Origin of the sequence: Oleomonas cavernae, assembly GCF_003590945.1 — a bacterium.
Classification (GTDB): Bacteria; Pseudomonadota; Alphaproteobacteria; order Zavarziniales; family Zavarziniaceae; genus Zavarzinia; species Zavarzinia cavernae.
In genome coordinates this window covers 2,806,741-2,827,829 of record NZ_QYUK01000011.1, presented here as the reverse complement: position 1 = coordinate 2,827,829, position 21,089 = coordinate 2,806,741, and the positions used below count along the sequence as shown (strand labels likewise).

The 21,089-nt window shown below is 67.6% G+C and carries 28 protein-coding genes and 1 pseudogene; 15 read left to right on the top strand and 14 right to left on the bottom strand.

Annotated features, from left to right (window positions below; all coding sequences use genetic code 11):
* The first annotated feature begins 1 nt into the window (after position 1).
* Positions 2–1,360 (top strand): ABC1 kinase family protein, encoded by a 1,359-nt coding sequence (locus D3874_RS17465; protein WP_119779206.1) that lies wholly within the window; start codon positions 2–4, stop codon positions 1,358–1,360.
* A gap of 290 nt (positions 1,361–1,650) precedes the next feature.
* The gene (locus D3874_RS17460) at positions 1,651–2,079 is read left to right on the top strand and encodes a PaaI family thioesterase (protein ID WP_119782346.1); all 429 of its coding nucleotides are present in this window, start codon (positions 1,651–1,653) and stop codon (positions 2,077–2,079) included.
* Here the strand turns inward: D3874_RS17460 and D3874_RS17455 are convergent.
* The 3 genes from D3874_RS17455 to D3874_RS29415 are packed head-to-tail and all read right to left on the bottom strand — an operon-like array spanning position 2,057 to position 3,061.
* Positions 2,057–2,467 carry a hypothetical protein gene (locus D3874_RS17455; RefSeq protein WP_119779205.1) on the bottom strand — a complete coding sequence of 137 codons (411 nt, stop codon included), beginning with the start codon at positions 2,465–2,467 and terminating at the stop codon, positions 2,057–2,059. The genes D3874_RS17460 and D3874_RS17455 overlap by 23 nt on opposite strands.
* Positions 2,436–2,690, bottom strand: a complete 255-nt coding sequence (locus D3874_RS29420) for a hypothetical protein (protein ID WP_199699115.1) — start codon at positions 2,688–2,690, stop codon at positions 2,436–2,438. The genes D3874_RS17455 and D3874_RS29420 overlap by 32 nt, the downstream gene beginning before the upstream one ends.
* Positions 2,678–3,061, bottom strand: coding sequence for a hypothetical protein (locus D3874_RS29415; protein WP_199699114.1), 384 nt, complete (start codon positions 3,059–3,061; stop codon positions 2,678–2,680). Before D3874_RS29415 ends, D3874_RS29420 begins: the two co-directional genes overlap by 13 nt.
* A 161-nt stretch (positions 3,062–3,222) precedes the next feature.
* Here D3874_RS29415 and D3874_RS31260 point away from each other — a divergent pair, with 161 nt between their 5' ends.
* The 5 genes from D3874_RS31260 (at position 3,223) to D3874_RS17425 (ending at position 7,625) form a co-directional block, all read left to right on the top strand.
* Positions 3,223–4,284 carry a methylated-DNA--[protein]-cysteine S-methyltransferase gene (locus D3874_RS31260; RefSeq protein WP_119779204.1) on the top strand — a complete coding sequence of 354 codons (1,062 nt, stop codon included), beginning with the start codon at positions 3,223–3,225 and terminating at the stop codon, positions 4,282–4,284.
* A gap of 255 nt (positions 4,285–4,539) precedes the next feature.
* Positions 4,540–4,653: an aa3-type cytochrome c oxidase subunit IV gene (locus tag D3874_RS17440; protein WP_119779203.1), complete on the top strand. Its 114-nt coding sequence runs from the start codon at positions 4,540–4,542 to the stop codon at positions 4,651–4,653.
* A 75-nt stretch (positions 4,654–4,728) separates the two neighbouring features.
* On the top strand, positions 4,729–5,865 hold the full coding sequence (locus tag D3874_RS17435; protein ID WP_119779202.1) for a Re/Si-specific NAD(P)(+) transhydrogenase subunit alpha: 1,137 nt from the start codon (positions 4,729–4,731) through the stop codon (positions 5,863–5,865).
* Positions 5,866–5,875: 10 nt separating this feature from the next.
* Entirely contained in the window at positions 5,876–6,178 is a 303-nt protein-coding gene (locus D3874_RS17430; RefSeq protein WP_119779201.1) for a proton-translocating transhydrogenase family protein, read from the top strand.
* Positions 6,179–6,188: 10 nt separating this feature from the next.
* Complete coding sequence (locus tag D3874_RS17425) at positions 6,189–7,625, top strand: NAD(P)(+) transhydrogenase (Re/Si-specific) subunit beta (RefSeq protein WP_456306422.1); 1,437 nt, start codon at positions 6,189–6,191, stop codon at positions 7,623–7,625.
* Between the two features lie 65 nt (positions 7,626–7,690).
* On the opposite strand, the gene D3874_RS17420 is transcribed toward D3874_RS17425, so the two are convergent.
* The 4 genes from D3874_RS17420 to D3874_RS17405 form a co-directional block, all read right to left on the bottom strand.
* The gene (locus tag D3874_RS17420) at positions 7,691–8,314 is read right to left on the bottom strand and encodes an EF-hand domain-containing protein (protein WP_119779200.1); all 624 of its coding nucleotides are present in this window, start codon (positions 8,312–8,314) and stop codon (positions 7,691–7,693) included.
* A gap of 32 nt (positions 8,315–8,346) precedes the next feature.
* On the bottom strand, positions 8,347–9,018 hold the full coding sequence (locus D3874_RS17415; RefSeq protein WP_158596084.1) for an EF-hand domain-containing protein: 672 nt from the start codon (positions 9,016–9,018) through the stop codon (positions 8,347–8,349).
* A 92-nt stretch (positions 9,019–9,110) separates the two neighbouring features.
* Positions 9,111–9,710: a Spy/CpxP family protein refolding chaperone gene (locus D3874_RS17410; RefSeq protein WP_119779198.1), complete on the bottom strand. Its 600-nt coding sequence runs from the start codon at positions 9,708–9,710 to the stop codon at positions 9,111–9,113.
* A gap of 76 nt (positions 9,711–9,786) precedes the next feature.
* Positions 9,787–10,032 (bottom strand): GlsB/YeaQ/YmgE family stress response membrane protein, encoded by a 246-nt coding sequence (locus D3874_RS17405; RefSeq protein WP_119779197.1) that lies wholly within the window; start codon positions 10,030–10,032, stop codon positions 9,787–9,789.
* A gap of 141 nt (positions 10,033–10,173) precedes the next feature.
* Between D3874_RS17405 and def the strand changes: the two genes are divergently transcribed.
* From def to D3874_RS17390, 3 genes are read left to right on the top strand one after another with little or no spacing between them, the layout of a single operon-like run.
* Entirely contained in the window at positions 10,174–10,695 is a 522-nt protein-coding gene (gene def / locus D3874_RS17400) for a peptide deformylase (RefSeq protein WP_119779196.1), read from the top strand.
* A gap of 5 nt (positions 10,696–10,700) precedes the next feature.
* Entirely contained in the window at positions 10,701–10,931 is a 231-nt protein-coding gene (locus D3874_RS17395; protein WP_119779195.1) for a ubiquinone biosynthesis protein COQ9, read from the top strand.
* Positions 10,932–10,936: 5 nt separating this feature from the next.
* Entirely contained in the window at positions 10,937–11,362 is a 426-nt protein-coding gene (locus tag D3874_RS17390) for a COQ9 family protein (protein WP_119779194.1), read from the top strand.
* 149 nt (positions 11,363–11,511) lie between these two features.
* Here the strand turns inward: D3874_RS17390 and D3874_RS17385 are convergent, their stop codons facing one another.
* The 3 genes and pseudogenes from D3874_RS17385 to D3874_RS17375 all read right to left on the bottom strand — a co-directional run bounded on the left by D3874_RS17385 (position 11,512) and on the right by D3874_RS17375 (position 13,383).
* Complete coding sequence (locus D3874_RS17385) at positions 11,512–12,675, bottom strand: 5-(carboxyamino)imidazole ribonucleotide synthase (protein WP_119779193.1); 1,164 nt, start codon at positions 12,673–12,675, stop codon at positions 11,512–11,514.
* Positions 12,672–13,159: pseudogene (purE, locus tag D3874_RS17380) on the bottom strand (5-(carboxyamino)imidazole ribonucleotide mutase). Before purE ends, D3874_RS17385 begins: the two are co-directional and overlap by 4 nt.
* 23 nt (positions 13,160–13,182) lie before the next feature.
* Positions 13,183–13,383: a YdcH family protein gene (locus D3874_RS17375; RefSeq protein ID WP_119782344.1), complete on the bottom strand. Its 201-nt coding sequence runs from the start codon at positions 13,381–13,383 to the stop codon at positions 13,183–13,185.
* Between the two features lie 253 nt (positions 13,384–13,636).
* Here D3874_RS17375 and D3874_RS17370 point away from each other — a divergent pair, with 253 nt between their 5' ends.
* Entirely contained in the window at positions 13,637–13,804 is a 168-nt protein-coding gene (locus tag D3874_RS17370; protein ID WP_119779192.1) for a YdcH family protein, read from the top strand.
* A gap of 99 nt (positions 13,805–13,903) precedes the next feature.
* Here the strand turns inward: D3874_RS17370 and D3874_RS17365 are convergent, their stop codons facing one another.
* The gene (locus D3874_RS17365) at positions 13,904–14,827 is read right to left on the bottom strand and encodes an SPFH domain-containing protein (protein WP_199699113.1); all 924 of its coding nucleotides are present in this window, start codon (positions 14,825–14,827) and stop codon (positions 13,904–13,906) included.
* Positions 14,828–14,992: 165 nt separating this feature from the next.
* On the opposite strand from D3874_RS17365, the gene D3874_RS17360 reads away from it, so the two are divergent.
* Together D3874_RS17360 and D3874_RS17355 are read left to right on the top strand one after the other, a co-directional pair.
* Entirely contained in the window at positions 14,993–16,117 is a 1,125-nt protein-coding gene (locus tag D3874_RS17360) for a TIGR03364 family FAD-dependent oxidoreductase (protein WP_119779191.1), read from the top strand.
* 137 nt (positions 16,118–16,254) lie between these two features.
* On the top strand, positions 16,255–16,881 hold the full coding sequence (locus D3874_RS17355; protein ID WP_119779190.1) for a superoxide dismutase: 627 nt from the start codon (positions 16,255–16,257) through the stop codon (positions 16,879–16,881).
* Positions 16,882–17,055: 174 nt separating this feature from the next.
* On the opposite strand, the gene D3874_RS17350 is transcribed toward D3874_RS17355, so the two are convergent.
* Both D3874_RS17350 and D3874_RS17345 read right to left on the bottom strand, forming a co-directional pair.
* Positions 17,056–17,694, bottom strand: coding sequence for a sigma-70 family RNA polymerase sigma factor (locus tag D3874_RS17350; RefSeq protein WP_233559985.1), 639 nt, complete (start codon positions 17,692–17,694; stop codon positions 17,056–17,058).
* A gap of 2 nt (positions 17,695–17,696) precedes the next feature.
* Complete coding sequence (locus D3874_RS17345) at positions 17,697–17,906, bottom strand: NepR family anti-sigma factor (RefSeq protein ID WP_119779189.1); 210 nt, start codon at positions 17,904–17,906, stop codon at positions 17,697–17,699.
* A 136-nt stretch (positions 17,907–18,042) separates the two neighbouring features.
* On the opposite strand from D3874_RS17345, the gene D3874_RS17340 reads away from it, so the two are divergent.
* Positions 18,043–18,822, top strand: a complete 780-nt coding sequence (locus tag D3874_RS17340) for a response regulator (protein ID WP_119779188.1) — start codon at positions 18,043–18,045, stop codon at positions 18,820–18,822.
* Between the two features lie 27 nt (positions 18,823–18,849).
* Entirely contained in the window at positions 18,850–20,592 is a 1,743-nt protein-coding gene (locus tag D3874_RS17335; RefSeq protein ID WP_119779187.1) for a histidine kinase dimerization/phosphoacceptor domain -containing protein, read from the top strand.
* On the opposite strand, the gene D3874_RS30525 is transcribed toward D3874_RS17335, so the two are convergent.
* Positions 20,558–21,076: a diacylglycerol kinase family protein gene (locus D3874_RS30525; protein ID WP_233559984.1), complete on the bottom strand. Its 519-nt coding sequence runs from the start codon at positions 21,074–21,076 to the stop codon at positions 20,558–20,560. The two genes, D3874_RS17335 and D3874_RS30525, sit on opposite strands and share 35 nt — an antisense overlap.
* Positions 21,077–21,089: the final 13 nt, after the last annotated feature.

Below are 21,089 nucleotides of genomic sequence, written 5' to 3'. Positions count from 1 at the left end.
GATGAGTGACGAGCCGGACGCGGAAGGCAATCGACTTGGCCGCCGCGTCCGGCGTTACGCGCAGGTCTCGGGCGCCGTCGGCGGCGTCGCCCTGCGCGAGGCCGGCCGGCGGCTGATCGGCGGCGCCGTCGACAATGCCCAGATGGCGGGCGAGATGCGCCGCATCCTGGGCGGCCTCAAGGGGCCCTTGATGAAGGTCGCCCAGATGCTGGCGACCATTCCCGAAGCGGTGCCCGAGGAATTTGCCAAGGAACTGGCGACGTTGCAAGCCAACGCCCCGCCCATGGGCTGGCCCTTCGTGCGCCGGCGCATGAGCGCCGAACTGGGCCCCGACTGGCTCGGCCGCTTCGCCGAATTCGGCCACGAGGCGGTGGGTGCCGCCTCGCTGGGCCAGGTCCACCGGGCGACGGGCCACGACGGCGCGGCCCTGGCGGTCAAGCTGCAATATCCCGACATGCTCTCGGCGATCGAGGCGGATCTCAAGCAGTTGAAGCTGCTGCTCTCCCTGCACAAGCGCATGGACGGGGTGATCGACACCAGCGAGATCTATGACGAGGTCGCCGCCCGCCTGCGCGAGGAACTCGACTACGGCCGCGAGGCGGCGCACATGCGCCTCTACCACACGGTGCTGGGCGACCAGGCCGGGATCCGCGTGCCGCAGCCGGTGATGGACCTGTCCAGCCGGCGCCTGCTGACCATGACCTGGTTGGACGGCACCCCGATCCTGGACTGGAAGAGTGCGGCGCCCGAGGTCCGCAACCATCTGGGCGCCACCCTGTTCCGGGCCTGGTGGCTGCCTTTCACCCGCATCGCCGTGATCCATGGCGACCCGCACCTGGGCAATTACACGGTGCGGGCCGGCGGCGAGGGCATCAACCTGCTCGACTACGGCTGCGTGCGCATCTTCCCGCCGCGCTTCGTCGCCGGCGTGGTCGACCTGTACCGGGCGCTGGAGACGGGCGATGAGGCCCGCGCGGTCCATGCCTACGAGACCTGGGGCTTCAAGAACCTCAGCCAGGAACTGATCGACACGCTCAACATCTGGGCGCGCTTCATCTATGGCCCGCTGCTCGACGACCGGGTGCGCTCGATCGCCGACGGCATCAGCCCGGCCAAATACGGCCGCAAGGAAATGGCGCTGGTCCACGGCCGCCTGAAGGCCCTGGGCCCGATCCGCCCGCCGCGCGAATTCGTCTTCATGGACCGCGCCGCGATCGGCCTGGGCGCCGTCTTCCTGCATCTCGACGCCCAGCAGAACTGGTACCGCCTGTTCAACGACGCCCTGGCCGACTTCTCGGTCGACCGCATCGGCCCGGCCCAGGCGGCGGCGTTGGCGGCGGCGGGGGTACCGCCCGGATAACACTCCCCTTCTTGCGTCATCCCGGCCGAAGCGCAGCGCAGAGCCGGGATCTTGTGACAATCATGCACCGAGAACCCTGGTGGAGAGATCCCGGCTCAGGGCCGGGATGACGAATCTAGAGTGGCAAAAAAATGGCACTTAAAGATATCAAAGGGTTACCGACCCATATGTCGAAGAAAGTGGATTTTTTCGACACGTTTTCGGGACATGCTTAAGACGTCAACATATCGCCCGATTTGAAACGGGATGAACTCGCCCGAAGGGGCATGAGCATAGGCATGAGCAATCTCATGAGCAGTGATTCCCTAGCCGACGCCGACATCCCCGAAGGCTTCCGCCGCCTGAAATGGCGCAGCGGCTACGGCGCCACGGTGGGGCCTCTGTACGAACGCGATACGCCCGACGGCGGCTTCGTGCGGGCGTTCAAGGTGGGCGAGCACCAGACCAACATGCTGAAGAACTGCCACGGCGGCATGCTGATGGGCTTTGCCGACATGACCTTCGGCCATGTCATCTCCCACGGCAACCGGCGCAACTGGATCACCGTGCGCCTGCTGGTCGATTTCATCGCCGGCGCCAGCCTCGGCGAATGGGTCGAAGGGACCGGCAAAGTGACGGGCATCGACGGCTCGTTCTACACCGTCCAGGGCCGCATCTGGGTCGGCGAGCGCACCGTGGCCACCGGTTCGGGCGTCTTCAAGGTGCTCGAACAGCGCTGACCCTGCGCGCGCGGCGCAACGGCTGCTCCTCGGTGAAGATGTTGTGGTTGCGGAACTCGGCCGGGCTGGCCCAGGCGAGATAATTCTTCATGCCCGGGCTGTCGACGGTGGTCGTGAACCAGGGCTCGACGAGACGGCGCGAAGGGTGGGCGATCCAGGCAGGGACGGTGGCCAGGCAAAGCTGGCGGGCCAGGTATTCGGCGATCGCCGCCGCCAGGGCATTGAGCCGTTCGTCGCCTGTCATCGGCGGCTCGTCCACGATCATCGCCAGGCGGGCATCGTCCGATGCCGCGCCGTAGAGCGCATCCAGGAAGCCGGCGAACACGAGGTCGCGCGCCTCGCCGGCAGCGATGCGCTCAATCGCCTGCGACAGGGTAGCGGGCGGCATCGGTCTCCTCATCTGCCGTCAACGACGGCCAAATATGGCGCAGCAAAAATCGCTGCTTGTCGGCATCGGCGGCGCTGCGCGGGAAGTATCGCCCCAGCACGGCCACCGCGTCATCCACCGATGCGACGTTGGCTGCCCGCAAGAGGTGGCGGATGTCATCGATCTCGACCGGGCCCTTGACCGGGTCAGACACCCGCATGGCCTTCAGTTTCAGCGCCAGCATGTAGTCGGCGCTGGGCACGAAAACACGCAAGCCCGGGGTGCCCCGCCCCGCGGGAATGTGCCAAGGGCCACGTGGTCCTGCGCCAGCGTCGCGAGCGGGCTCAGATGAAACTGTACCGCTTCGTTCAGCCATGCCGCGCCCCAGCCATTGGCGTTGGCGATCCTGGCGACAGCGTCGCTCAGCCAATCCGGCCAGGGAGAACCGATTTCGGCGATATCGACATCTTCGGAACTGAAACGGAAGCGGCTGGCGAGCATCAGCGCCGCGCCGCCATAGACCGCGATGTCCAGGCAGGTCTGCGCCGCGACGGCGGCGCGGCCGATTTCATCGAACGCGGCACGAAGTTCTTGGGTCGTGAAGGCGGCGGACATGGCTCATTGATGCCTCGGCCCGGCGATGCCGGCAAGCGGGTTGCCGGGATTGAAGCGCAAGATCGGGGCAGTACGGCCCCGGCCCGTCCGGCATCCTCGGTTGCAACACAGGAGATGCGAGCCATGTATGCTGTTGCCATGAAAGCCCTTGCCCCGCCCCGATGACGCTGGACGCCGATGCCTGCTGGGCGCGGCTGGTCGAGCCGGCCCTGGAGGGGCCCGATTTCATCGTCGGCGTGGTCACCACGGGGATCGCCTGCCGCGTCGGCTGCCCGTCGCGGCGGCCCAAGCGGAAGAATGTCCGCTTTTTCGCCGAACTGGCGGATGCGCTGGCCGCCGGTTTCCGGCCGTGCAAGCGCTGCCGCCCCGACCAGGCCCAGATGGCCGCCGCCGGCCGCGCCCGCAAGGCGGTGGAGAAGGCCTGCGCCCTGATCGAGCAGGCCCTGGCTGACGGCGAGGCGCCGCCCACCCTGCCGGGCCTGGCCAGCGCGGTGAACCTGTCGCCCTTCCACTTCCAGCGCCTGTTCAAGCGCCTGACCGGGGTTTCCCCGCGCGACTATGCCGCCGGCCTGAAGCAGGGGCGGCTGGTGGCCGCCCTGGCCCAGGGCGACGGCGTCGCCGGTGCCTTGTACGAAGCCGGCTTCGGGGCGCCCAGCCACGCCTACAAGGCCGTGAAGAGCGCCACCGGCACCACGCCGGCCCGCCTGAAGGCGAGTGATGTCGAAATCACTTACGGCGTCGTCGAGACGATTCTGGGCCGCACCCTGGTCGCCGCGACCGCCCAGGGCATCGCCGCCCTGCTGATGGGCGACGAGGACGGGCCGATGGTGGGCGACCTGGCCCGCCGCTTCCCCCGGGCCCGAATCGTCCGTGACGATGCCCGTCTGGCGCCGATCCTGGCGGCGGTGGCGGCCAGGGCGGCGACCCCGGCGGCGGGCGGCGAGTTGTCCCTGGACCTGCGGGGGACGGCGTTCGAAATCGCCGTGTGGAATGCCCTGCGCGATATTCCGGTGGGCGAAACCAGGACCTACGGCGCCCTGGCAGCCGCGATCGGCAAGCCGGGCGCGGCGCGGGCGGTGGGCCGGGCCTGCGGCGCCAATCCCGTTTCGATCCTGGTGCCCTGCCACCGGGCGGTGGGGGCCGACGGTGCCCTGACCGGCTATCGCTGGGGCACCCAGCGCAAACGCCGGCTGCTGGAGCTGGAAGCGGACGCGACCGGCTGACGCAGGGGCCGGCAAAGCCGCCGGTTCCGGCAACTTTCCCCAAGCGCCCAACCGCGCCGCGCAACGAGACAATGCTTGTTTGACCGTTTCCCTTTTGTAATAGTGCGCGCGCAATAAGGGGTCGGGTGTGGTTGGTGGGGTATCCCCGCCCGTCGTGCCGGGCACCCAAGAAATCGTAAACTTGGATCTGCTGCCGGTGGTCCCTTTCCGGGCCAAAATGGAAAGAGGATCGCCGGGGCCTCGGGACTTACGCACATGATGGACATTACCGAACAGCGGAAGACTTACGGCCTGTTCATGAGCCTCACCAAATGGGGCATCATCGGCACGATCGGCCTGGTCATCCTGATGGCGATCTTCCTGCTTTAATTTTCGATCGGGCTCCTGCCGTCGGCGCTGGCGGCCGGGGCCTGTTCATTCTCTAGTGTCAAGTCTGGGGGCCAGATGAGGATTGCCATTCCAAAGGAGCGGCGGTCGAACGAGAAGCGCGTCGCCGCATCTCCTGAAACCGTCAAGAAGCTGATCGCCTTGGGTGCCGAAGTGGTGGTCGAGGCCGGTGCCGGCCTCAGTGCCGCCGTCACCGACGAGGCCTTCGCGGGTGCCGGCGCGACCATCGCGCCGGATCTTGCCAGCACCTTGTCGGGCGCCGACGTGGTCTTCCACGTGCAGCGTCCCGTGGCCGAAGAACTGCCGCTGATGAAGCGTGGCGCCGTTCTGATCGCCGGCCTCAATCCTTATGCGGACCGCGACAGCGTGAAGGCCTATGCCGATGCCGGCATCGATGCCTTCGCCATGGAATTCGTGCCGCGCATCACCCGCGCCCAGTCGATGGACATCCTCTCCAGCCAGGCCAACCTCGCCGGCTACCGGGCGGTCATCGACGGGGCCGCGGAATATGCCCGCGCCATCCCGATGATGATGACCGCGGCCGGCACCGTGGCCCCGGCCCGCGTCCTGATCATGGGCGTCGGCGTCGCCGGCCTGCAGGCCATCGCCACGGCCAAGCGCCTGGGCGCCATCGTCTCGGCCACCGACGTGCGCCCGGCGACCAAGGAACAGGTCGAGTCCCTGGGCGGCACCTTCATCGCGGTCATGGACGAGGAGTTCAAGAACGCGCAGACGGCCGGCGGCTATGCCAAGGAAATGTCCAAGGAGTATCAGGCCAAGCAGCAGGCGCTGACGGCCGATACCATCAAGAAGCAGGACATCGTCATCACCACCGCCCTGATCCCGGGCCGGCCGGCACCGGTGCTGGTCACCCCGGAAATGGTGGCGAGCATGAAGCCGGGGTCGATCATCGTCGACCTGGCGGTCGAGCAGGGCGGCAACTGCCCCCTGTCCAGGCCGGGCGAGATCGTCGTGACGGCCAATGGCGTGAAGATCGTCGGGCACCTCAACGTGCCCAGCCGCACCGCGGTTGACAGTTCGCAGCTCTACGCCAAGAACCTGCTCAATTTCATCACGCCGCTGGTCTCCAAGGAGACCAAGCAGCTCGCGATCGATTGGGAAGACGAGATCATCAAGGCATCGATCCTGACCAAGGGCGGTGCGGTGGTCCATCCCGCCTTCGCTTCGGCCTGAGGAGACAACCATGGTCGATGATTTCGTTTTCTTCCTCTCGATCTTCGTGCTGGCCGTCTTCGTCGGCTACTACGTGGTCTGGAGCGTCACCCCCGCCCTGCATACGCCGCTGATGGCCGTCACCAACGCCATCTCGAGCGTGATCATCGTCGGCGCCGTCATCGCGGTCGCCGTGCCGGCGATCACGGCCGAGAACTGGTTCTCGAAGGTGCTGGGCTTCGTTGCGGTGGTCTTTGCATCGGTGAACATCTTCGGCGGGTTCCTGGTAACCAGCCGAATGCTCGCCATGTACAAGAAAAAAGAGAAGAAGTGAGGGGCGGGCGATGACTGATATGGCCTTGAACCCGAATATCGCGGCGCTTCTCTATCTCGTCTCGGGTATTCTCTTCATCCTGGCGCTGCGCGGCCTCTCGTCGCCGGCGACCTCGCGCACCGGCAACCGCTACGGCATGATCGGCATGGCCATCGCGGTGGTGACCACCCTGGTCTCGCCGTCGGTCCTGCCCGGCCTCGACCCGGTCACCGTCGCCATGATCCTGGTGGCGATCGCGATCGGCGGCGGCATCGGCGCGGTGATCGCCCGCCGCGTCGCCATGACCGCGATGCCCCAGCTCGTCGCAGCCTTCCACAGCCTGGTCGGCATGGCGGCGGTGCTGGTCGCCTTCGGTGCGCTCTATTCGCCCGACAACTACGGCATCGGCACGGCCGGCCACCTGCATGCGCAGAGCCTGGTCGAGATGGGCATCGGCGTGGTGATCGGCGCGATCACCTTCTCGGGCTCGATCATCGCCTTCGCCAAGCTGAACGGCAACATGTCGGGCGCGCCGATCATGCTGCCCGCCCGGCACCTGCTGAACATCGCGCTCATTGCCGCGATCGTCGGCCTGATCGCCTTCTTCATCGTCACCGGCGGCGAGGCCCTGTGGGCGTTCTGGGTGGCGACGGGGCTGGCCTTCGTGATCGGCATCACCCTGATCATCCCGATCGGCGGCGCCGACATGCCGGTGGTCGTCTCGATGCTGAACAGCTACTCTGGCTGGGCGGCGGCGGGCATCGGCTTCACCCTGCAGAACACGGCGCTGATCATCACCGGCTCGCTGGTGGGTTCGTCGGGTGCGATCCTGTCCTACATCATGTGCAAGGGCATGAACCGCTCGTTCATCAGCGTCATCCTGGGCGGCTTCGGCGGCGATTCGGCGGCTGCTGCCGCCGGCGGCACCAAGGAAGCGCGGCCGGTGAAGCAGGGTTCGGCCGACGATGCGTCCTTCATCATGAAGAACGCCGGCTCGGTCATCATCGTGCCGGGCTACGGCATGGCGGTGTCCCAGGCCCAGCATGCGCTGCGCGAAATGGCCGACCTCCTGAAGGAGGAAGGCGTGAAGGTGTCCTACGCCATTCACCCGGTGGCGGGGCGCATGCCCGGCCACATGAACGTGCTCCTGGCCGAGGCCAACGTGCCCTATGACGAGGTCTTCGAGCTCGAAGACATCAACTCGGCCTTCCCCCAGGCCGACGTCGCCTTCGTCATCGGCGCCAACGACGTCACCAACCCGGCGGCCAAGACCGACAAGGCCTCGCCCATCTACGGCATGCCGATCCTCGAGGTCGACAAGGCCAAGACGGTGCTGTTCGTCAAGCGCGGCATGGCGTCCGGCTACGCCGGCGTCGAGAACGAGCTGTTCTTCCGCGACAACACCATGATGCTGTTCGGCGACGGCAAGAAGATGGTGGAGGAGATCGTCAAGGGCCTCGGCCACTGATCCTTTGACGCCGGACTGAACAAAGCCGCGCAGGTAACCCTGCGCGGCTTTTTCTTTATCGGGGCTCAACGGCCCGGGCAGTAGGCGGCAAGTTCGCCCGCGTCGAGCTTGCCGTCGTGATCGCGGTCGAGGCGGGCAAAGCGCTCGGCGACCTTGGCCGCCAGTTCGTCCGGGCTTACGCGGAAGTCGAGGTTGCCGTCGGCGGCCATGATCGGATCAGGCTCGCCGCGCAGGCCGACGTCATGGGTGGCCGGCAGCGTCTTCTTTTTCTGGCTGTCGCTGTCGGCGGTGTTGTGGCTGGCCAGCGAAACCGCCCGGTCCGCATAGGCGGCCGGGGCCACCCTGTCGCGATAGGCGGCCAGCTCGCTGGGGCTCAGGAAACGATCGCCGTTGCGATCCAGCAGGGCGAAGAGGCGGGCGGCATCGGCCTGCGCCTCGTCCAGTTCCAGCAGGCCATCGCCATTGCCGTCGGCGCTGCTCGACCATTGCGCCATGAGGGTGGGGCAATCGCCCTCGTGGCCGGCATTGAGGAGGTCGCCGGCCAGCGTGGTCGCCGGCGCCGTGGGCAGGGCGGCAAGGGCCACCATGCCGGCGGGCCGGCCGTCACCGCAGGCGCCGAGCGCCGAGATCAGACATGTTGCAAGGAGCAGAGAACCCGGCCGGGTGTCGAGCCGCCGAAGTGTGGGCATGGAGATGCGACCTCGATAGTGATCTGCCCTCACTATTCGGGTGGACAGTAGGCCGCGAGTTCCGCGCTGTCGAGCGCACCGTCCTGGTTGGTGTCCAGCTTGGCAACCCGGCTCTTCACGCGGTCGGCCAGTTCTTCCGGGGTCACCCGGAAGTCCAGATTGGTGTCGGCGGCCATGACCGGGTCGGGCTGGGCCAGCAGGCCGCTGTCCCGCCGTTCCGTCCGGCTGCCGGGTGGCGGGGCGCTGCCCGGGCTCGGCGGCTGGTCGGCGGTCATCGGCGAGTCGCCCGCGCTGCGGCGGGCCGGGGGCGCCGGCTGATCGCGATAGGCGCTGGGCGCTGCGGCCTCGCGGTAGGCGGTCAGTTCGCTCGACGTCAGGGCATGATCGCCGTTGGCGTCGATCCTGGCGAAGAAGCGGGCGCTGTCGGCCTGTATCTCGGGCAGTTCCAGCTTGCCGTTGCCATTGGTGTCCGTTGCCTTGAACCAGGCATGGGTGGCGGGCCAGCAGGCAACGTCAGGCGTCGAATCGAGCACCTCGCCGGCCAGGCTGACCGGCGGCGGCCGCAGCGGTGGCGGCGACAGCACGGTCCTGGGCGGTCCGTGGCGGGTGGAAGAGGGGGAGTCGCCCCCGCAGGCCGTCAGGCCCCCGAGTGTCAGGAAGCCGGCGAGCAGCGCGCCGGCAACCGTCGAGGACCTGATGGTCATGATAAGAAACACCCCGCGATCGAACCTGCACATCAAAATACGAAAAAGGCCGCCCCGTCACCTTAAGGACGGGGCGGCGCGTGGCCAAGGGATCAGGGCAATGCCGGGGGTGGGAGTGGCGTGGGTGCCCCGCCGGGGCCGCGACTGGAGTCGCCGTGGCGGTCGTGCTGCTCGAAGCGGGCGCGGGTCATCCCGCCATGGCGGCCGTGCCGAGGTGGCTGGTCGATGATTTCCTGCTGCTTGGCAGTCAGCGTCGGGTAGAGCGCGGCCAGGGCCGGCTGGGTCGCCTTCAGATTGGCCAGCTCGGCTTCCAGCCGCTGGATCTTCATGGTTTCACGGTCGACGATCGTAGTCTTGTCCTCGGCCTCCGCCTTGGCGGGGACCGCGGCGACGCAGTCGTCCCGGGTCTTGGCGTCGGCTGTCGCGGCTGCCGTCTTATAGGCATCCCACAGCGGCTTTTGCGCCGGGGTCAGGTCCAGCCGCGCCTCGAGGAAGGCGAGCCGGCCGGCCTCGAAGGCAAAGCGGGTCTGGCAGCGGTCGGCCATGCGGTCGGGATCTTGCGCCCGCATGGCATGGGCGGGCTTGCCGCCTGCCGCGGGCGGGGTGGTTTCAGCAGCGCTGATGCCGGCGCCCAGGGCAACGGCGCCAACCGTCGCCAGCAGGCCGAGGGTCGCAAGAAAAGGCGTCTTCATCGGGGTCGTGTTCCTTCACGTTCATGTTCCAGCTACAGGCATGAACGTGCGACCCCTGAGGCTTCCTGCGATGCGGTCAGCTCACAGCGCGCCAGAGCACCAGGAAGATGATGGCGCCCAGCACCGAAATGCCGATCGAGCGCAGGTCCAGCGCGGTCGCCTCGCCCCAGCCGACCTGGGTGCCGATGTAGCCGCCGATGAAGGCGCCGACGATGCCGACCACGGTGGTCCAGATCAGGCCGCCGCCGTCATAGCCGGGGACCAGGAACTTGGCGATCAGGCCGGAAATCAGGCCGAGCACGATCCACGAGAGCCAACCCATCGCTTTCACTCCTCCGTCGGTGGCGCCGTCTGTCCGCGGCCCCTCGTTCCAACGCCAGCATAGTCCCACGGTTCCGCGACAGAACAAGCATCGGCCCATCAAGACGGTTGCTTAGGGAGCGGGCTGCGCCATATTCGGGCCATGAGCATCCGCCCGATCCTGCGCATGGGGCATCCCGTGCTGGCCCGCGTGGCCGATCCGGTTCCCGATCCTCGGGCGCCGGACATCCGTGCCCTGGTCGACGACATGGGCGAAACCATGCGCGCCGCCGGCGGCCGCGGCATTGCCGCGCCCCAGGTCGGCGTGCCGCTGCGCCTGGTGATCTTCCATGCCCCGCTGGAAGACGAGGAGTCCCGCAGCCTCGACGGCGCACCACTGACCGTGCTGGTCAACCCGGTGGTCGAGGTGGTCGACCCGGCCATGACCACCGACTGGGAGGGCTGCCTGTCGCTGCCCGGCCTCAAGGGCGCGGTGCCGCGGCCCGTGGCCGTGCGCTATCGCGGGCTCGACCTCGATGGCCAGCCGATCGACCGGGTGGCCCGCGGCTTCCATGCCCGGGTGGTGCAGCACGAGTGCGACCATCTGGACGGTATTCTCTATCCGCAGCGTATGGCCGATCTGTCGACCCTGGCGTATCTAGAGAACGAGCCCTTCGAGGACTGATCATCATGGCCGACACCGCCACCGACGACCTGCGCGACCGCCTGCTGGACGCCATGCTGCCCAACGTGCCCTTCGATGGCTGGTCGGTGAACTGCATCAACCATGCCGCCAAGGCGCTGGAGATCGATCCGGCGCTCGCCCGCAATGCCCTGCCCCGCGGCGCGATCGACGCCATCGCCCTGCATTCGACCCGCGCCGACCAGCGCATGGTCGAAGCCCTGGCAGCCAGGGGCTGAGCGACATGAAGATCCGCGACCGCATCACGCTGGCCGTGCGCCTGCGCCTGGAGCAGAACGAGGGCGAACGCGAGGCGGTGCGCCGGGCGGTGCAGTTCCTGGCCCTGCCGCCGGGCGGGCCGCTGGCGGCCAAGCTGATCTACAAGACGGTCGACGCCGTCTGGCACGGCATCGGCGATACCTCGACCGATTTCAGCTTCTATACCAAGCGGGCGATCCTGGCCGGCGTCTATTCGGCGACCCTGGCCTTCTGGCTCCAGGACGACAGCGAAGGCCGGGCCAAGACCTGGGAATTCCTCGACCGGCGGATCGGCGATGTCATGAACATCTACAAGGTCCGCGCCCGGGTGGAGCCGTTGCTCAAATCGGTGCCGTCGCCCTTCGCCGCCCTGATGCGCCTGCGCGACGCCGTCAGCAACCGCAAGGGGTAAGGCTGGCACAATTGCCGTGCGTCCTTCGAGACGGCCCTTCGGGCCTCCTCAGGATGAGGAAAATCTTTTTGGCACAAAGACTTACCTCATCCTGAGGAGCCACGGCACGTGGCGTCTCGAAGGACGCACAATGCCTGTCCAAAGCGAGCCTATTCCCCGTCCACAGCCCGGCGCAGAACGGCGATGGCGTTCTCGCTCACGGTGCTGCCCAGAGGCAGGATCCGGGTGACATGGCCCATCTTGCGGCCCGGCCGCGCTTGCGCCTTGCCGTAGAGGTGCAGATGGGCGCCTTCGGCCAGCAGCAGGCGGGCCCAGGCGCGGACATCGTCGCCGATCAGGTTCAGCATCACCGCATCGCCCCGCCGCAGGGGACAGCCCAGCGGCAGGCCCAAGGCGGCGCGCGCGGTCTGCTCGAACTGGCTGGTCTCGGCGCCCTCGATGGTCCAGTGGCCGGAATTGTGGACGCGGGGCGCCATCTCGTTGACCAGCAGGCGGCCGTCGCGGGTCACGAACAGTTCGATCGTCAGCACGCCCACATAGTCGAGCGCGATGAGGAAATCATGGGCGATGGTCTGGGCCTGCAGGGCCAGGGCCGGATCGAGGCCCGGCGCCGGGGCCAGGGTCACGTCCAGGATATGATGGCGGTGGCGGTTCTCGACCACGTCGAACACCGCGACATCCCCGGCCACGCCGCGCGCCGCGATCACCGAGACCTCTGCGACGAAATCGACGAAGCCTTCCAGGATGGCCGGCGCGCCCTTCATGGCGGCGAGCGCGGCGTCGACATCGGCCGCCGTGCGGATGGTCGCCTGGCCCTTGCCGTCATAGCCCAGGCGCCTGGTCTTCAGCACCGCGGGCAAGCCGACGGCGGTGATGGCGGCGTCGAGGTCGGCGCGGCTGTCGACCGCCCGGAAGGGTGCGGTGCCGGCGCCGTTGGCCTTGGCGAAGGTCTTTTCCGCAACCCGGTCCTGGGCGACCGCCAGGGCCTTGGACCCCGGGCGGACCGGCCGGCGCGCCTCGAGAAAGGCGACGGCCGCCGCCGGGACATTCTCGAACTCGTAGGTAATGGCATCGACCGACTCGGCGAAGACCGCCAGGGCGGCCTCGTCCTCGTAGGGCGCGATGGTGGTGGCCGCGGCGACCAGGCCGGCCGGCGGGTCGGCCTCGGGACCGAAGATATGGCAGCGATAGCCGAGGTTGGCCGCGGCCAGGGCGATCATGCGACCCAGTTGCCCGCCGCCCAGGATGCCCAGCGTGCTGCCGGGAGGCAGGGCGTCGTCGGTAACGGGGGCGGGGCGGAGCGTGCCCGTCATTCCGCCGTCTCCGGCACGTCGGCCGTCTGCTTGGCGCGGAAAGCGGTCAGGCGGGCATCGAGTGCCAAATCGCCCAGGGCCAGGATGGCGGCCGCCAGGATCGCGGCATTGATGGCGCCGGGCTTGCCGATGGCCAGGGTGCCGACGGGAATGCCCCCGGCATCTGCACGATCGACAGCAGCGAGTCCTGGCCCTTGAGCGACTGGCTCTCCACCGGCACGCCCAGTACCGGCAGGGTGGTGAGCGAGGCGGTCATGCCCGGCAGGTGGGCGGCCCCGCCGGCACCGGCGATGATCACCTTGATGCCCCGGCCCTTGGCCGCCTTGGCATAGTCGAACATGCGTTCGGGCGTGCGATGGGCCGAGACCACCTTGACCTCGTGGGGCACCTCCAGGCGGGTCAGGATCTCGGCGGCGTGTCCCATGGTCGGCCAGTCGGATCGGCTACCCATGATGATGCCGACGAGCGGCGAAGAATTTGCCATGAAACGTAAGCCTTTACGCCCTGTCAGGCGATGATGTCGGGCAACAGCTGGCTGTTGATCTTCAAGATCAGGTCCTTGAGCTGCAGTTTGCGCTTTTTCAGGCGCTGCACCTGGATCTGGTCGAAGGGCGGCTGGGTGGAGAGAGCGTCGATGGCGGCATCGAGATCGCGGTGTTCTTGTGTCAATTCCTTCAGCTTCCGCTGCAGCTCGTCCTCGTCCACCATGCCCGCCGACATCCCCACACGCAAAAGAGGGGTTTTTATAGCACGACTGTCCGTGCCGATGAATTCTAACTGACGCACAGATGCAGCAGATTCGCCAGCCGGGCGATCGGATTTTGCGCATCCCGCTACCGCAGTGCCGTGACCGGTCTCGCACCTGCCGAATCGATTCACTGCACTGCATGACAGATTGAAGGCTGACGTGTCCCTTCCTACATGTTTTACTGTCAACCCCAAGCAAGGGAGGATTGTGCGAATGAGCCTTGAAGCACGTAGCGCCAGCCTATCCCAACGCCACGCTTCGATCGATCGAGAGCTCGAAGCCGAGGCCCATCGGCCTCAACCCGACCCGGCCGTCATCGCCAAACTGAAGCGTGAGAAATTGCGCATCAAAGACGAGCTGAAGCGTCTCAGACCCCACTGAACTACGTAACTTGATAACGCCCGGCGTATCGCCAGGCTGATCGTCGTCGTCCAGGGCCGCCATGATCGGGCATTGTCCCGGCCATGGCGCTCTGTGACCTCAGCGGTTGCCGGAGCGCTCCAGCTCGATGAAGGGCAAGGCCCCGCCGGGGACCATGGTGCCGGGCAGCTTGCCGTCCCAGCGTTCGGCCCTGATCAGGTCGATCAGTTGCGGGTTGGTGTTCATCGCCTCGGCCTTGGCCTTGATCGAGGCCGCTTCCGCCTCGCCTTTCAGGCGCAGGGCGTCGGCCTCCGCCTTGGCTTGAAGGGCGCGCGATTCGGCCTCGGCGCGGGCCTGGACGACAGTGGAATCCGCCTGGCCTTGGGCGGCGGTGCGGCGAATCTCGGCCTGCACCTTCTCGCGTTCCAGGTTCTGCTTCAGGCGGGTCACCTCGACCTCCGCCTGCATGCGCTGTTCGATCGCCTGCTCGAAGGCGTCGGAGAAGTCGATATTCTCGATCTGCACGCTTTCGATGATGATGCCGTTGTCGGCCACCGCCTGGCGGATCGAATCGGTGATCTCGGCGACCAGGCGCGTCCGCTCGCTGATGATGGTCGGCGCGTTGAAATGGCCGAATACCGCCTTGGTGCGGTCGAGCAGGGTGGGGAGGAGCACGCGGTCGGCGAAATTCACGCCCAGGGTCGCGTAGATCTCCTTGGCACTGCCCGCGACGATGCGGTAGTTGACCGACATGTAGAGTTCGGCTGCCTGAATATCCTGCGAATAGGCGGCAACCTGCGGCAGGTCCAGTTTCTCGGTCCGGGTGGACATGGTAACGACGTCGTCGATGAGCGGCGTCTTGAAGTGCAGGCCGGGGCCGGCAACATCCTGCACCGCGCCGTTGCGCAGCACCACGCCCACTTCGCCCTCATCGATCGTGTACCAACTCGACAGCACCACGATGAGGCCGAAGAATATCACCAGACCAACACCGATGCGCCGCAGGACGCGGCCCGGCCCGCGCGATTGATCAACCATGGACATTGCTTCCCCTCCCCCGTTACGAAAGGGCATGGGCGGCGAGGGCGGCTCTTGGCGCCCCTCTCCGATGCGACGTGGTCGCTTTTTCCCCATGCCCCCGCCCCGTCACCGAAATGACCGGGGCAAAGGCTACTGTAGTGATCGGGTTCGATGGAGCGAAAAATGACAATGGCTGCATTTGATCTCGCGATCGTCGGGGCCGGCATTGTCGGCCTGGCCCATGCCCTGGCCGCCGCCCGGGCGGGCAAGCGGGTGATCGTGATCGATCGCGACGCCCAGGCCAACGGCGCCTCGATCCGCAATTTCGGCTTCGTCACGGTGACCGGCCAGCAGGCCGGCACGGTCTGGAACCGGGCCATGCGCAGCCGCGACATCTGGGCCGAGGTGGCGCCCAAGGCCGGCATTCCGGTGGTTCACCGCGGCACCGCCGTGCTGGCCCACCGGGTGGAAGCCGCGGCCGTGATCGAAGCCTTCCTGGCGACGGACATGGGCGAGCAATGCTCGATGCTGACCCCGGCGGAGATCGCCGCCCGCCTGCCGCTGCTGCGCCACGAGGATGCCAAGGCCTGCCTGTGGAGCCCGCATGAATTGCGCATCGAGCCGCGCCTGGCCATCCCGCGCCTGGCCGCCTTCCTGGAGGAGGCGCTGGATGTGGTCTTTCTCCGCGGCACGCTGGTGAAATCCATCGATCTGCCGGTGCTGGAGACCACGGCGGGCCGGATCGAGGCGGGGCAGGTGGTGGTCTGTCCCGGCGCCGATTTCCTGACCCTGTTCCCCGAACTGTGGGCAGGGCGGGGGCTCGACCTGTGCAAGCTGCACATGCTGCGCCTGGGGCCGCAGGGGCCGGGCTGGGTCCTGCCCGGGTCGGTCATGTCCGATCTGTCGCTGGGGCGCTACCTGGGCTTTGCCGAACTGGCGGCGGCCGAACCCTTGAAGGCGCTGCTGGCGCGGGAGGAGGCGCCCAGCCTGCGCCACGGCATCCACCTGATCGTGGTGCAGTCGGCCGACGGCTCGCTGGTGGTGGGCGATTCCCATCATTATGGCGCAACACCCGATCCCTTCGCGCCCGAGGACGTCGACGGCCTGATCCTGGGCCACGCCAAACGCGCCCTGAAACTGGGCAACGAGACGGTGGTCGAGCGCTGGATCGGGATCTATCCCCACTCCGCCACCGACACGGCGCTGATCGAGGAGCCCGTGCCGGGGGTGCGGGCGGTGATGGTGACCAGCGGCACCGGCATGTCGACCGCCTTTGCCCTGGCCGAGGATGCCCTGGCCGGCTGGCTGGCCTGAGCGATTTTTTGGTGGCATGAGCCGGCCCGGCAGCCTATGTGATTAGCGCTGGCGATCAATCGGTTGCGGTCGTTCGGCGAAGAATTCTAAAAATCTCACCGACGCAGGCGTTCCGCCGCTCACGAGAGGAAAGCGATATGGCCTTCAAGCTTCCTGCATTGAAATTCGACCCGGGTGCTCTGGCGCCGGCCCTTTCGGCCGAAAGCTTCTCCTTCCATCACGGCAAGCACCACCAGGCCTACATCACCGTCGCCAACGAGATCGTCGCCGCGACCCCCGCCCTGCAGGGCAAGTCGATCGAGGAAGTGACCAAGATCGCCGCCGCCGATCCGGCCCAGAAGAAGCTGTTCAACAACGCCGGCCAGCATTTCAACCATTCGCTCTACTGGCTGTCGCTGGCCAATCCCGGTACGGTCAAGCCGTCGGCCGCGATCGCCAAGCTGATCGATGCCTCGTTCGGCGACTTCGCCGGCTTCAAGACCGCCTTCGTCAATGCCGGCATCGGCCAGTTCGGCTCGGGCTGGGTCTGGCTGGTGGCCGACGGCGACAAGCTGGCGATCACCACCACCGGCAATGCCGAAACCCCGTTGACCGCGGGCAAGAACACGCTGGCGGTGTGCGACGTGTGGGAACACGCCTACTACATCGACTACCGCAATAACCGCAAGGGTTTCATCGAGACCTTCGTCGACCAGCTGATCGACTGGAGCTTCGTCGAGCAGCGCCTGGAAGCCCCCGGCCAGTCGCTCGACACCGGCGCCTGATTCGCAAGCGCCCCCTCTCCGCCGGATGCGGCGGAGAGGGGCTTGCATAGAGGGCGTGCGTCCTTCGACAGGCTCAGGATGAGGCGTGTCTTTGTGGCAAAAAGACTTTCCTCATGGTGAGCTTGTCGAACCACGCAACCAAGGCGGTCCCGGCCATCGGGCCGAAATAACCCATCACTTCCGCGGTCTGCTGGTGCTGCCGCCCAGGGCCAGGAACGCCGCCATCTCGGCCGGCATCGGCCCGTCTTCCGACAATCTGCTGCCCAGTTCGGAACCCGACAGGATGCGGGTGAGCTGCGCGCGCGCGCGCGACACCCGGCTCTTGATCGTGCCGACGGCGCAATTGCAGATCTCGGCCGCCTCCTCGTAGGAGACGCCGCTCGCGCCCACCAGGATCAGCACTTCGCGCTGCTCCTCGGTCAGGCGCCAGAAGGCGCGGCGGAAATCGTCGAACTCCAGCCCGGCTTCCTGGGTCGGCCCCATGGCGTGCTGGTTCGCGGTGACATCGTCCAGCGGATCCAGCTTCACCTTGGTCTTGCGCCCTTCGTTGTAGAACAGGTTGCGCAGGATGGTGAACATCCAGGCCTTGAAATTGGTCCCCGGCTGGAACTGGTGCGCGGCGGTCAGGGCCCGCACCACGGCATCCTGTACGAGGTCGTCGGCGCGTTCGCGGTGACCGGTCAGGAAGCGGGCGAAGGCGCGCAGATGGGGCATCACCGCGATGACTTCGACGCGAATGTCGAACTTGGCGGCCGCGGCGGCGTCGACGGGCAACGGATTGGCCCCGCCGGCGGAGGATTTGGGTGCGCTCACGACTATTTGCCCCCGCGGGAGGGATCGTCGAGATCGATCTTGTTCAACAGGTCCAGCAGATCCTGGGGCAGGGGCTCGGCCGCGATATCGTCGTAGAGCTGGCGCAGCTTGTCGTCCACCCACCGATCGGGCGTCGCCTTCGGCGCCTCGGCGCCGGCCTGACGCGGCTTCGACCCCTTCGGGTTGTTGGTCCCTTTGCTTTTTTCCGGCATGACTCGTCCTAGCTGCGGCCCCTACACGCTACCGGCCATGGAACCAACGGTGAAGGGGCGACATTGGTTCCTTGGGGCTTTTGTGGCACGGTGCGCCGCATCACGCGGCCGAATGACTGGTTCGAGGGAAAATTCAATGACCGACTGGAAGCAGGAGATCGCCCGCCACCTGCCGTTTCTGCGCCGCTATGCCCGGGCCCTGACCGGTTCCCAGGCCGCCGGCGACGGCGTCATTCGGGCCGGGTTGCAGGCCCTGGCGAGCGGGGGCGCCAGGCTGGACACGGGCAAGAACCTGAAGATCCAGCTCTATGCCCTGGTTCACGCGGCCGCCGACGCGGTGCCGGCCTCCGCCGGCGCCGCAGCGGATGCCGAGGCCAAGCTGCAGGCCCGGCTGGGCAGGCTGCCTTCGGCCGCGCGGCGGGCCCTGCTGCTCTCGTCCCTCGAGGGCCTGACCTATGCCGAGATTGCCGGCGTGCTGGCAATCGACGACGGCGCGGTCGATGGCCTGATCACCCAGGCGCGCGATGAACTGCGTCGCCAGGGGGCGGCTCGCGTCCTGGTGATCGAGGACGAGCCGGTCATCGCCCTGCACATCGCCGAGATCGTGCGCGAGGCCGGGCACGAGGTCGTCGGCATCGCCACCCGCAAGAGCGAGGCGGTGGAACTGGCCGCCCTTCACCGGCCCGGCCTGGTGCTGGCCGACATCCAGCTCGACGACGGCTCGACCGGCATCGAGGCGGCGCAGGAGATCCTCAAGTCGCTGGACGTTCCGGTGATTTTCGTCACCGCCTTCCCCGAGCGGTTGCTGACCGGCGAGCGCATGGAGCCGACCTATCTGATCTCCAAGCCGTTCGAGCCGGAGACGCTGGTGGTGACCATGGCACAAGCCCTGTTCCATCACCCGGGGCGCGACTGAGCGATCGTGGCGCAGGGGCCGACAGCCATGCCTGACGGCGCGCCGGTGGCCGGCCGGCGCGGCTGGCTGGCCCGCCGGATCGGCCCCTTGCAGGCGCGCCTGACCCTGCTGATGCTGCTGGTGCTGGCCGCCCCGACCGCCGGCGGCGTGGTGGTCGCGATCCAGGCCTATGACGAGCAGACCGAGCGGGCCGAGACCCTGGTCCACCAGTTCGCGGCGCTGGCCGCCAGCCACGAACGCGACTTCTTCTCCGATACCTGGCGCCTGCTGGTGGGGCTTGCCACCGACCTGCGCCTGCCCGAACCCGGCGGCCGCTGCCCGCGCCTGTTCGGCGCCTTCCTCGGCATCTATCCCGAATACGGCAGCCTGGCCCTGGTCGATCCGCAGGGTGTCCAGGTCTGTACCACCGACAAGGAAGCGGCGGGACGTCCGGGTTCAGTCAAGTTCGACGAGACCGACTGGTTCCGCCGGGTCTCGGCCCTGCGCGACTTCACCTTGTCGGATCAGGTCGTGGGCCCGGCGGACAGCAACCCCACCATGATCGCCGCCATGCCCATCATCGGCGACAATGACACCTTGCTGGGCGTCATCGCGGTGTCGATCAAGCTGGACCGGCTGGAACAGGTCGCGCGCGATGCCGGCCTGCCGGCGGACGGGGTGGTCTATGTCCTCGACCGCCGGGGCGAGGTGCTGACCCGGCGCACGGAAGGCACGGCGGGCGACGGCGGCCTGCCCCAGCCCGACATCGTGGCCAAGGTGGTGGCGGACGAGGTGCTGGAATTCCGTGCCGACAGCCTCGACGGGCGCGAACGGGCCTATTCCGTGGTGGTCCTGCAGGGCGGTGCCGTCCACGTGCTGTTCGGCCTGCCGGTCGCCGACACCTTCAAATGGATCGAGCGGGATCTCACCTCGCGCCTGATCATGATCGGCCTGACCATCCTGGCGGCATTGATCGCCGCCTTCGTGGGCGGGCACTACCTGGTTACCCGCTGGGTGCGCAGCCTGCGCCGTCTCGCGGGCGACTACACGGCCGGACACCTGGACGCGCGGCCGGACCTGCACGGTGCCCCGGCCGAACTGCGCGAACTGGGCGACGGCTTCGCCACCATGGCCCGGCGTGTCGCCCTGCGCGAGGCAGATTTGAAGCGCACCATCGGCGAGAAGGACATCCTGATCCGGGAAATCCACCACCGCGTGAAGAACAACCTCCAGACCGTCCTCTCCATGCTGTCGCTGCGCCTGCGGGGCGCCCGGGAGCCGGCCGCGCGCCAGGCCCTGGGCGACATGGAGATGCGGGTCCGCGCCCTGGCCCTGGTGCAGCGGCACCTCTATCTCGACGATGCTTCGAGCCTGGTCGACGTTGCCGCCCTGCTGGCGGAATTGGCGCAAAGCCTGGTGACGGCGGTGCCGGGGGCTGCCGAGCGGATTCAACTGGCGCTGGAACTGCCGCCCCTGGCGATCGAGCAGGACCGGGCGACCCCGCTGGCCCTGCTGGTAACTGAACTGATTACCAATGCCATGCGCCACGGCTTTGCCGATGGCCGGCGCGGCAGGCTGATCCTGCAGGGGCGGCGCGACGGCGACATGGTCACCGTGGAAGTGGCCGATGATGGCGCTGGCTTCGATCCGGCGATCACCGGCGGCCTGGGCCTTGCCCTGGTGCCGGGCCTGGTCAAGCAACTGGGAGGAGAGAGTACGCTGGAAACAGCGCCGGGCAGGGGAACGATCTGGCGTCTCAGGTTCCGGGCGGGGGCGCCGCCGCCGGCATGAGGAAGGCCAGGCGGCGCTCGAGGATGCGGAAATTCAGCGGCGGTTCGACATAGCGGATTTCGCCGTCGATGGCGATGCGCAGGCGCCGGCGGCGCGAGGCGACGGTCAGCGAGCGGCAGGCGATGAAGTGCAGCCCGGGGGCGCTTTCCCAGCGACCGGCCGCCACCGCGATGGCGATGCGCAGCAGGGCCATGGGGCCGGCCGCCTCGGCGACATAGACCGCCAGTTCCCCATCCATCAGGCTGGCCTTGCTCGGCACCGGCCCGGTCCCCTCGGCGAAGCGATTGTTGGCGACCACCAGCAGGGGGGTGCGCATGCGTGAAACCTCGCCGGTGTCGGTGTCCAGCGCCAGCTCGACCTCGATCTCGTGACGGCGGAACAGGGCGCGCCAGCCGGCCCTGGCCATCGCAGCCCATTTCGGCAGGCCCTTGCGCCGCTGCGCCCGCTCCCGGTCCATGACCATCCAGGGATAGAAGCCAAGCACCGCGGCATTGAGG

Bases quoted from the DNA above. Each gene is read 5' to 3' on its own strand.
- D3874_RS17405 (WP_119779197.1), bottom strand. From the start codon at position 10,032: ATGGGTTGGCTCTCGTGGATCGTGCTCGGCCTGATTTCCGGCCTGATC.
- D3874_RS17410 (WP_119779198.1), bottom strand. From the start codon at position 9,710: ATGAAGACGCCTTTTCTTGCGACCCTCGGCCTGCTGGCGACGGTTGGC.
- D3874_RS17425 (WP_456306422.1), top strand. From the start codon at position 6,189: ATGACTGATATGGCCTTGAACCCGAATATCGCGGCGCTTCTCTATCTC.
- D3874_RS17370 (WP_119779192.1), top strand. From the start codon at position 13,637: ATGAGCCTTGAAGCACGTAGCGCCAGCCTATCCCAACGCCACGCTTCG.
- D3874_RS17390 (WP_119779194.1), top strand. From the start codon at position 10,937: ATGAAGATCCGCGACCGCATCACGCTGGCCGTGCGCCTGCGCCTGGAG.
- D3874_RS17415 (WP_158596084.1), bottom strand. From the start codon at position 9,018: ATGACCATCAGGTCCTCGACGGTTGCCGGCGCGCTGCTCGCCGGCTTC.
- D3874_RS17465 (WP_119779206.1), top strand. From the start codon at position 2: ATGAGTGACGAGCCGGACGCGGAAGGCAATCGACTTGGCCGCCGCGTC.
- D3874_RS29415 (WP_199699114.1), bottom strand. From the start codon at position 3,061: ATGTCCGCCGCCTTCACGACCCAAGAACTTCGTGCCGCGTTCGATGAA.
- D3874_RS31260 (WP_119779204.1), top strand. From the start codon at position 3,223: ATGACGCTGGACGCCGATGCCTGCTGGGCGCGGCTGGTCGAGCCGGCC.
- D3874_RS17440 (WP_119779203.1), top strand. From the start codon at position 4,540: ATGATGGACATTACCGAACAGCGGAAGACTTACGGCCTGTTCATGAGC.
- D3874_RS17375 (WP_119782344.1), bottom strand. From the start codon at position 13,383: ATGGTGGACGAGGACGAGCTGCAGCGGAAGCTGAAGGAATTGACACAA.
- D3874_RS17340 (WP_119779188.1), top strand. From the start codon at position 18,043: ATGACCGACTGGAAGCAGGAGATCGCCCGCCACCTGCCGTTTCTGCGC.
- D3874_RS29420 (WP_199699115.1), bottom strand. From the start codon at position 2,690: ATGCTGGCGCTGAAACTGAAGGCCATGCGGGTGTCTGACCCGGTCAAG.
- D3874_RS17455 (WP_119779205.1), bottom strand. From the start codon at position 2,467: ATGCCGCCCGCTACCCTGTCGCAGGCGATTGAGCGCATCGCTGCCGGC.
- D3874_RS17385 (WP_119779193.1), bottom strand. From the start codon at position 12,675: ATGACGGGCACGCTCCGCCCCGCCCCCGTTACCGACGACGCCCTGCCT.
- D3874_RS17355 (WP_119779190.1), top strand. From the start codon at position 16,255: ATGGCCTTCAAGCTTCCTGCATTGAAATTCGACCCGGGTGCTCTGGCG.
- D3874_RS17345 (WP_119779189.1), bottom strand. From the start codon at position 17,906: ATGCCGGAAAAAAGCAAAGGGACCAACAACCCGAAGGGGTCGAAGCCG.
- D3874_RS17365 (WP_199699113.1), bottom strand. From the start codon at position 14,827: ATGTCCATGGTTGATCAATCGCGCGGGCCGGGCCGCGTCCTGCGGCGC.
- D3874_RS17460 (WP_119782346.1), top strand. From the start codon at position 1,651: ATGAGCAGTGATTCCCTAGCCGACGCCGACATCCCCGAAGGCTTCCGC.
- D3874_RS17420 (WP_119779200.1), bottom strand. From the start codon at position 8,314: ATGCCCACACTTCGGCGGCTCGACACCCGGCCGGGTTCTCTGCTCCTT.
- D3874_RS17430 (WP_119779201.1), top strand. From the start codon at position 5,876: ATGGTCGATGATTTCGTTTTCTTCCTCTCGATCTTCGTGCTGGCCGTC.
- D3874_RS17360 (WP_119779191.1), top strand. From the start codon at position 14,993: ATGGCTGCATTTGATCTCGCGATCGTCGGGGCCGGCATTGTCGGCCTG.
- D3874_RS17435 (WP_119779202.1), top strand. From the start codon at position 4,729: ATGAGGATTGCCATTCCAAAGGAGCGGCGGTCGAACGAGAAGCGCGTC.
- D3874_RS17335 (WP_119779187.1), top strand. From the start codon at position 18,850: ATGCCTGACGGCGCGCCGGTGGCCGGCCGGCGCGGCTGGCTGGCCCGC.
- def (WP_119779196.1), top strand. From the start codon at position 10,174: ATGAGCATCCGCCCGATCCTGCGCATGGGGCATCCCGTGCTGGCCCGC.
- D3874_RS17395 (WP_119779195.1), top strand. From the start codon at position 10,701: ATGGCCGACACCGCCACCGACGACCTGCGCGACCGCCTGCTGGACGCC.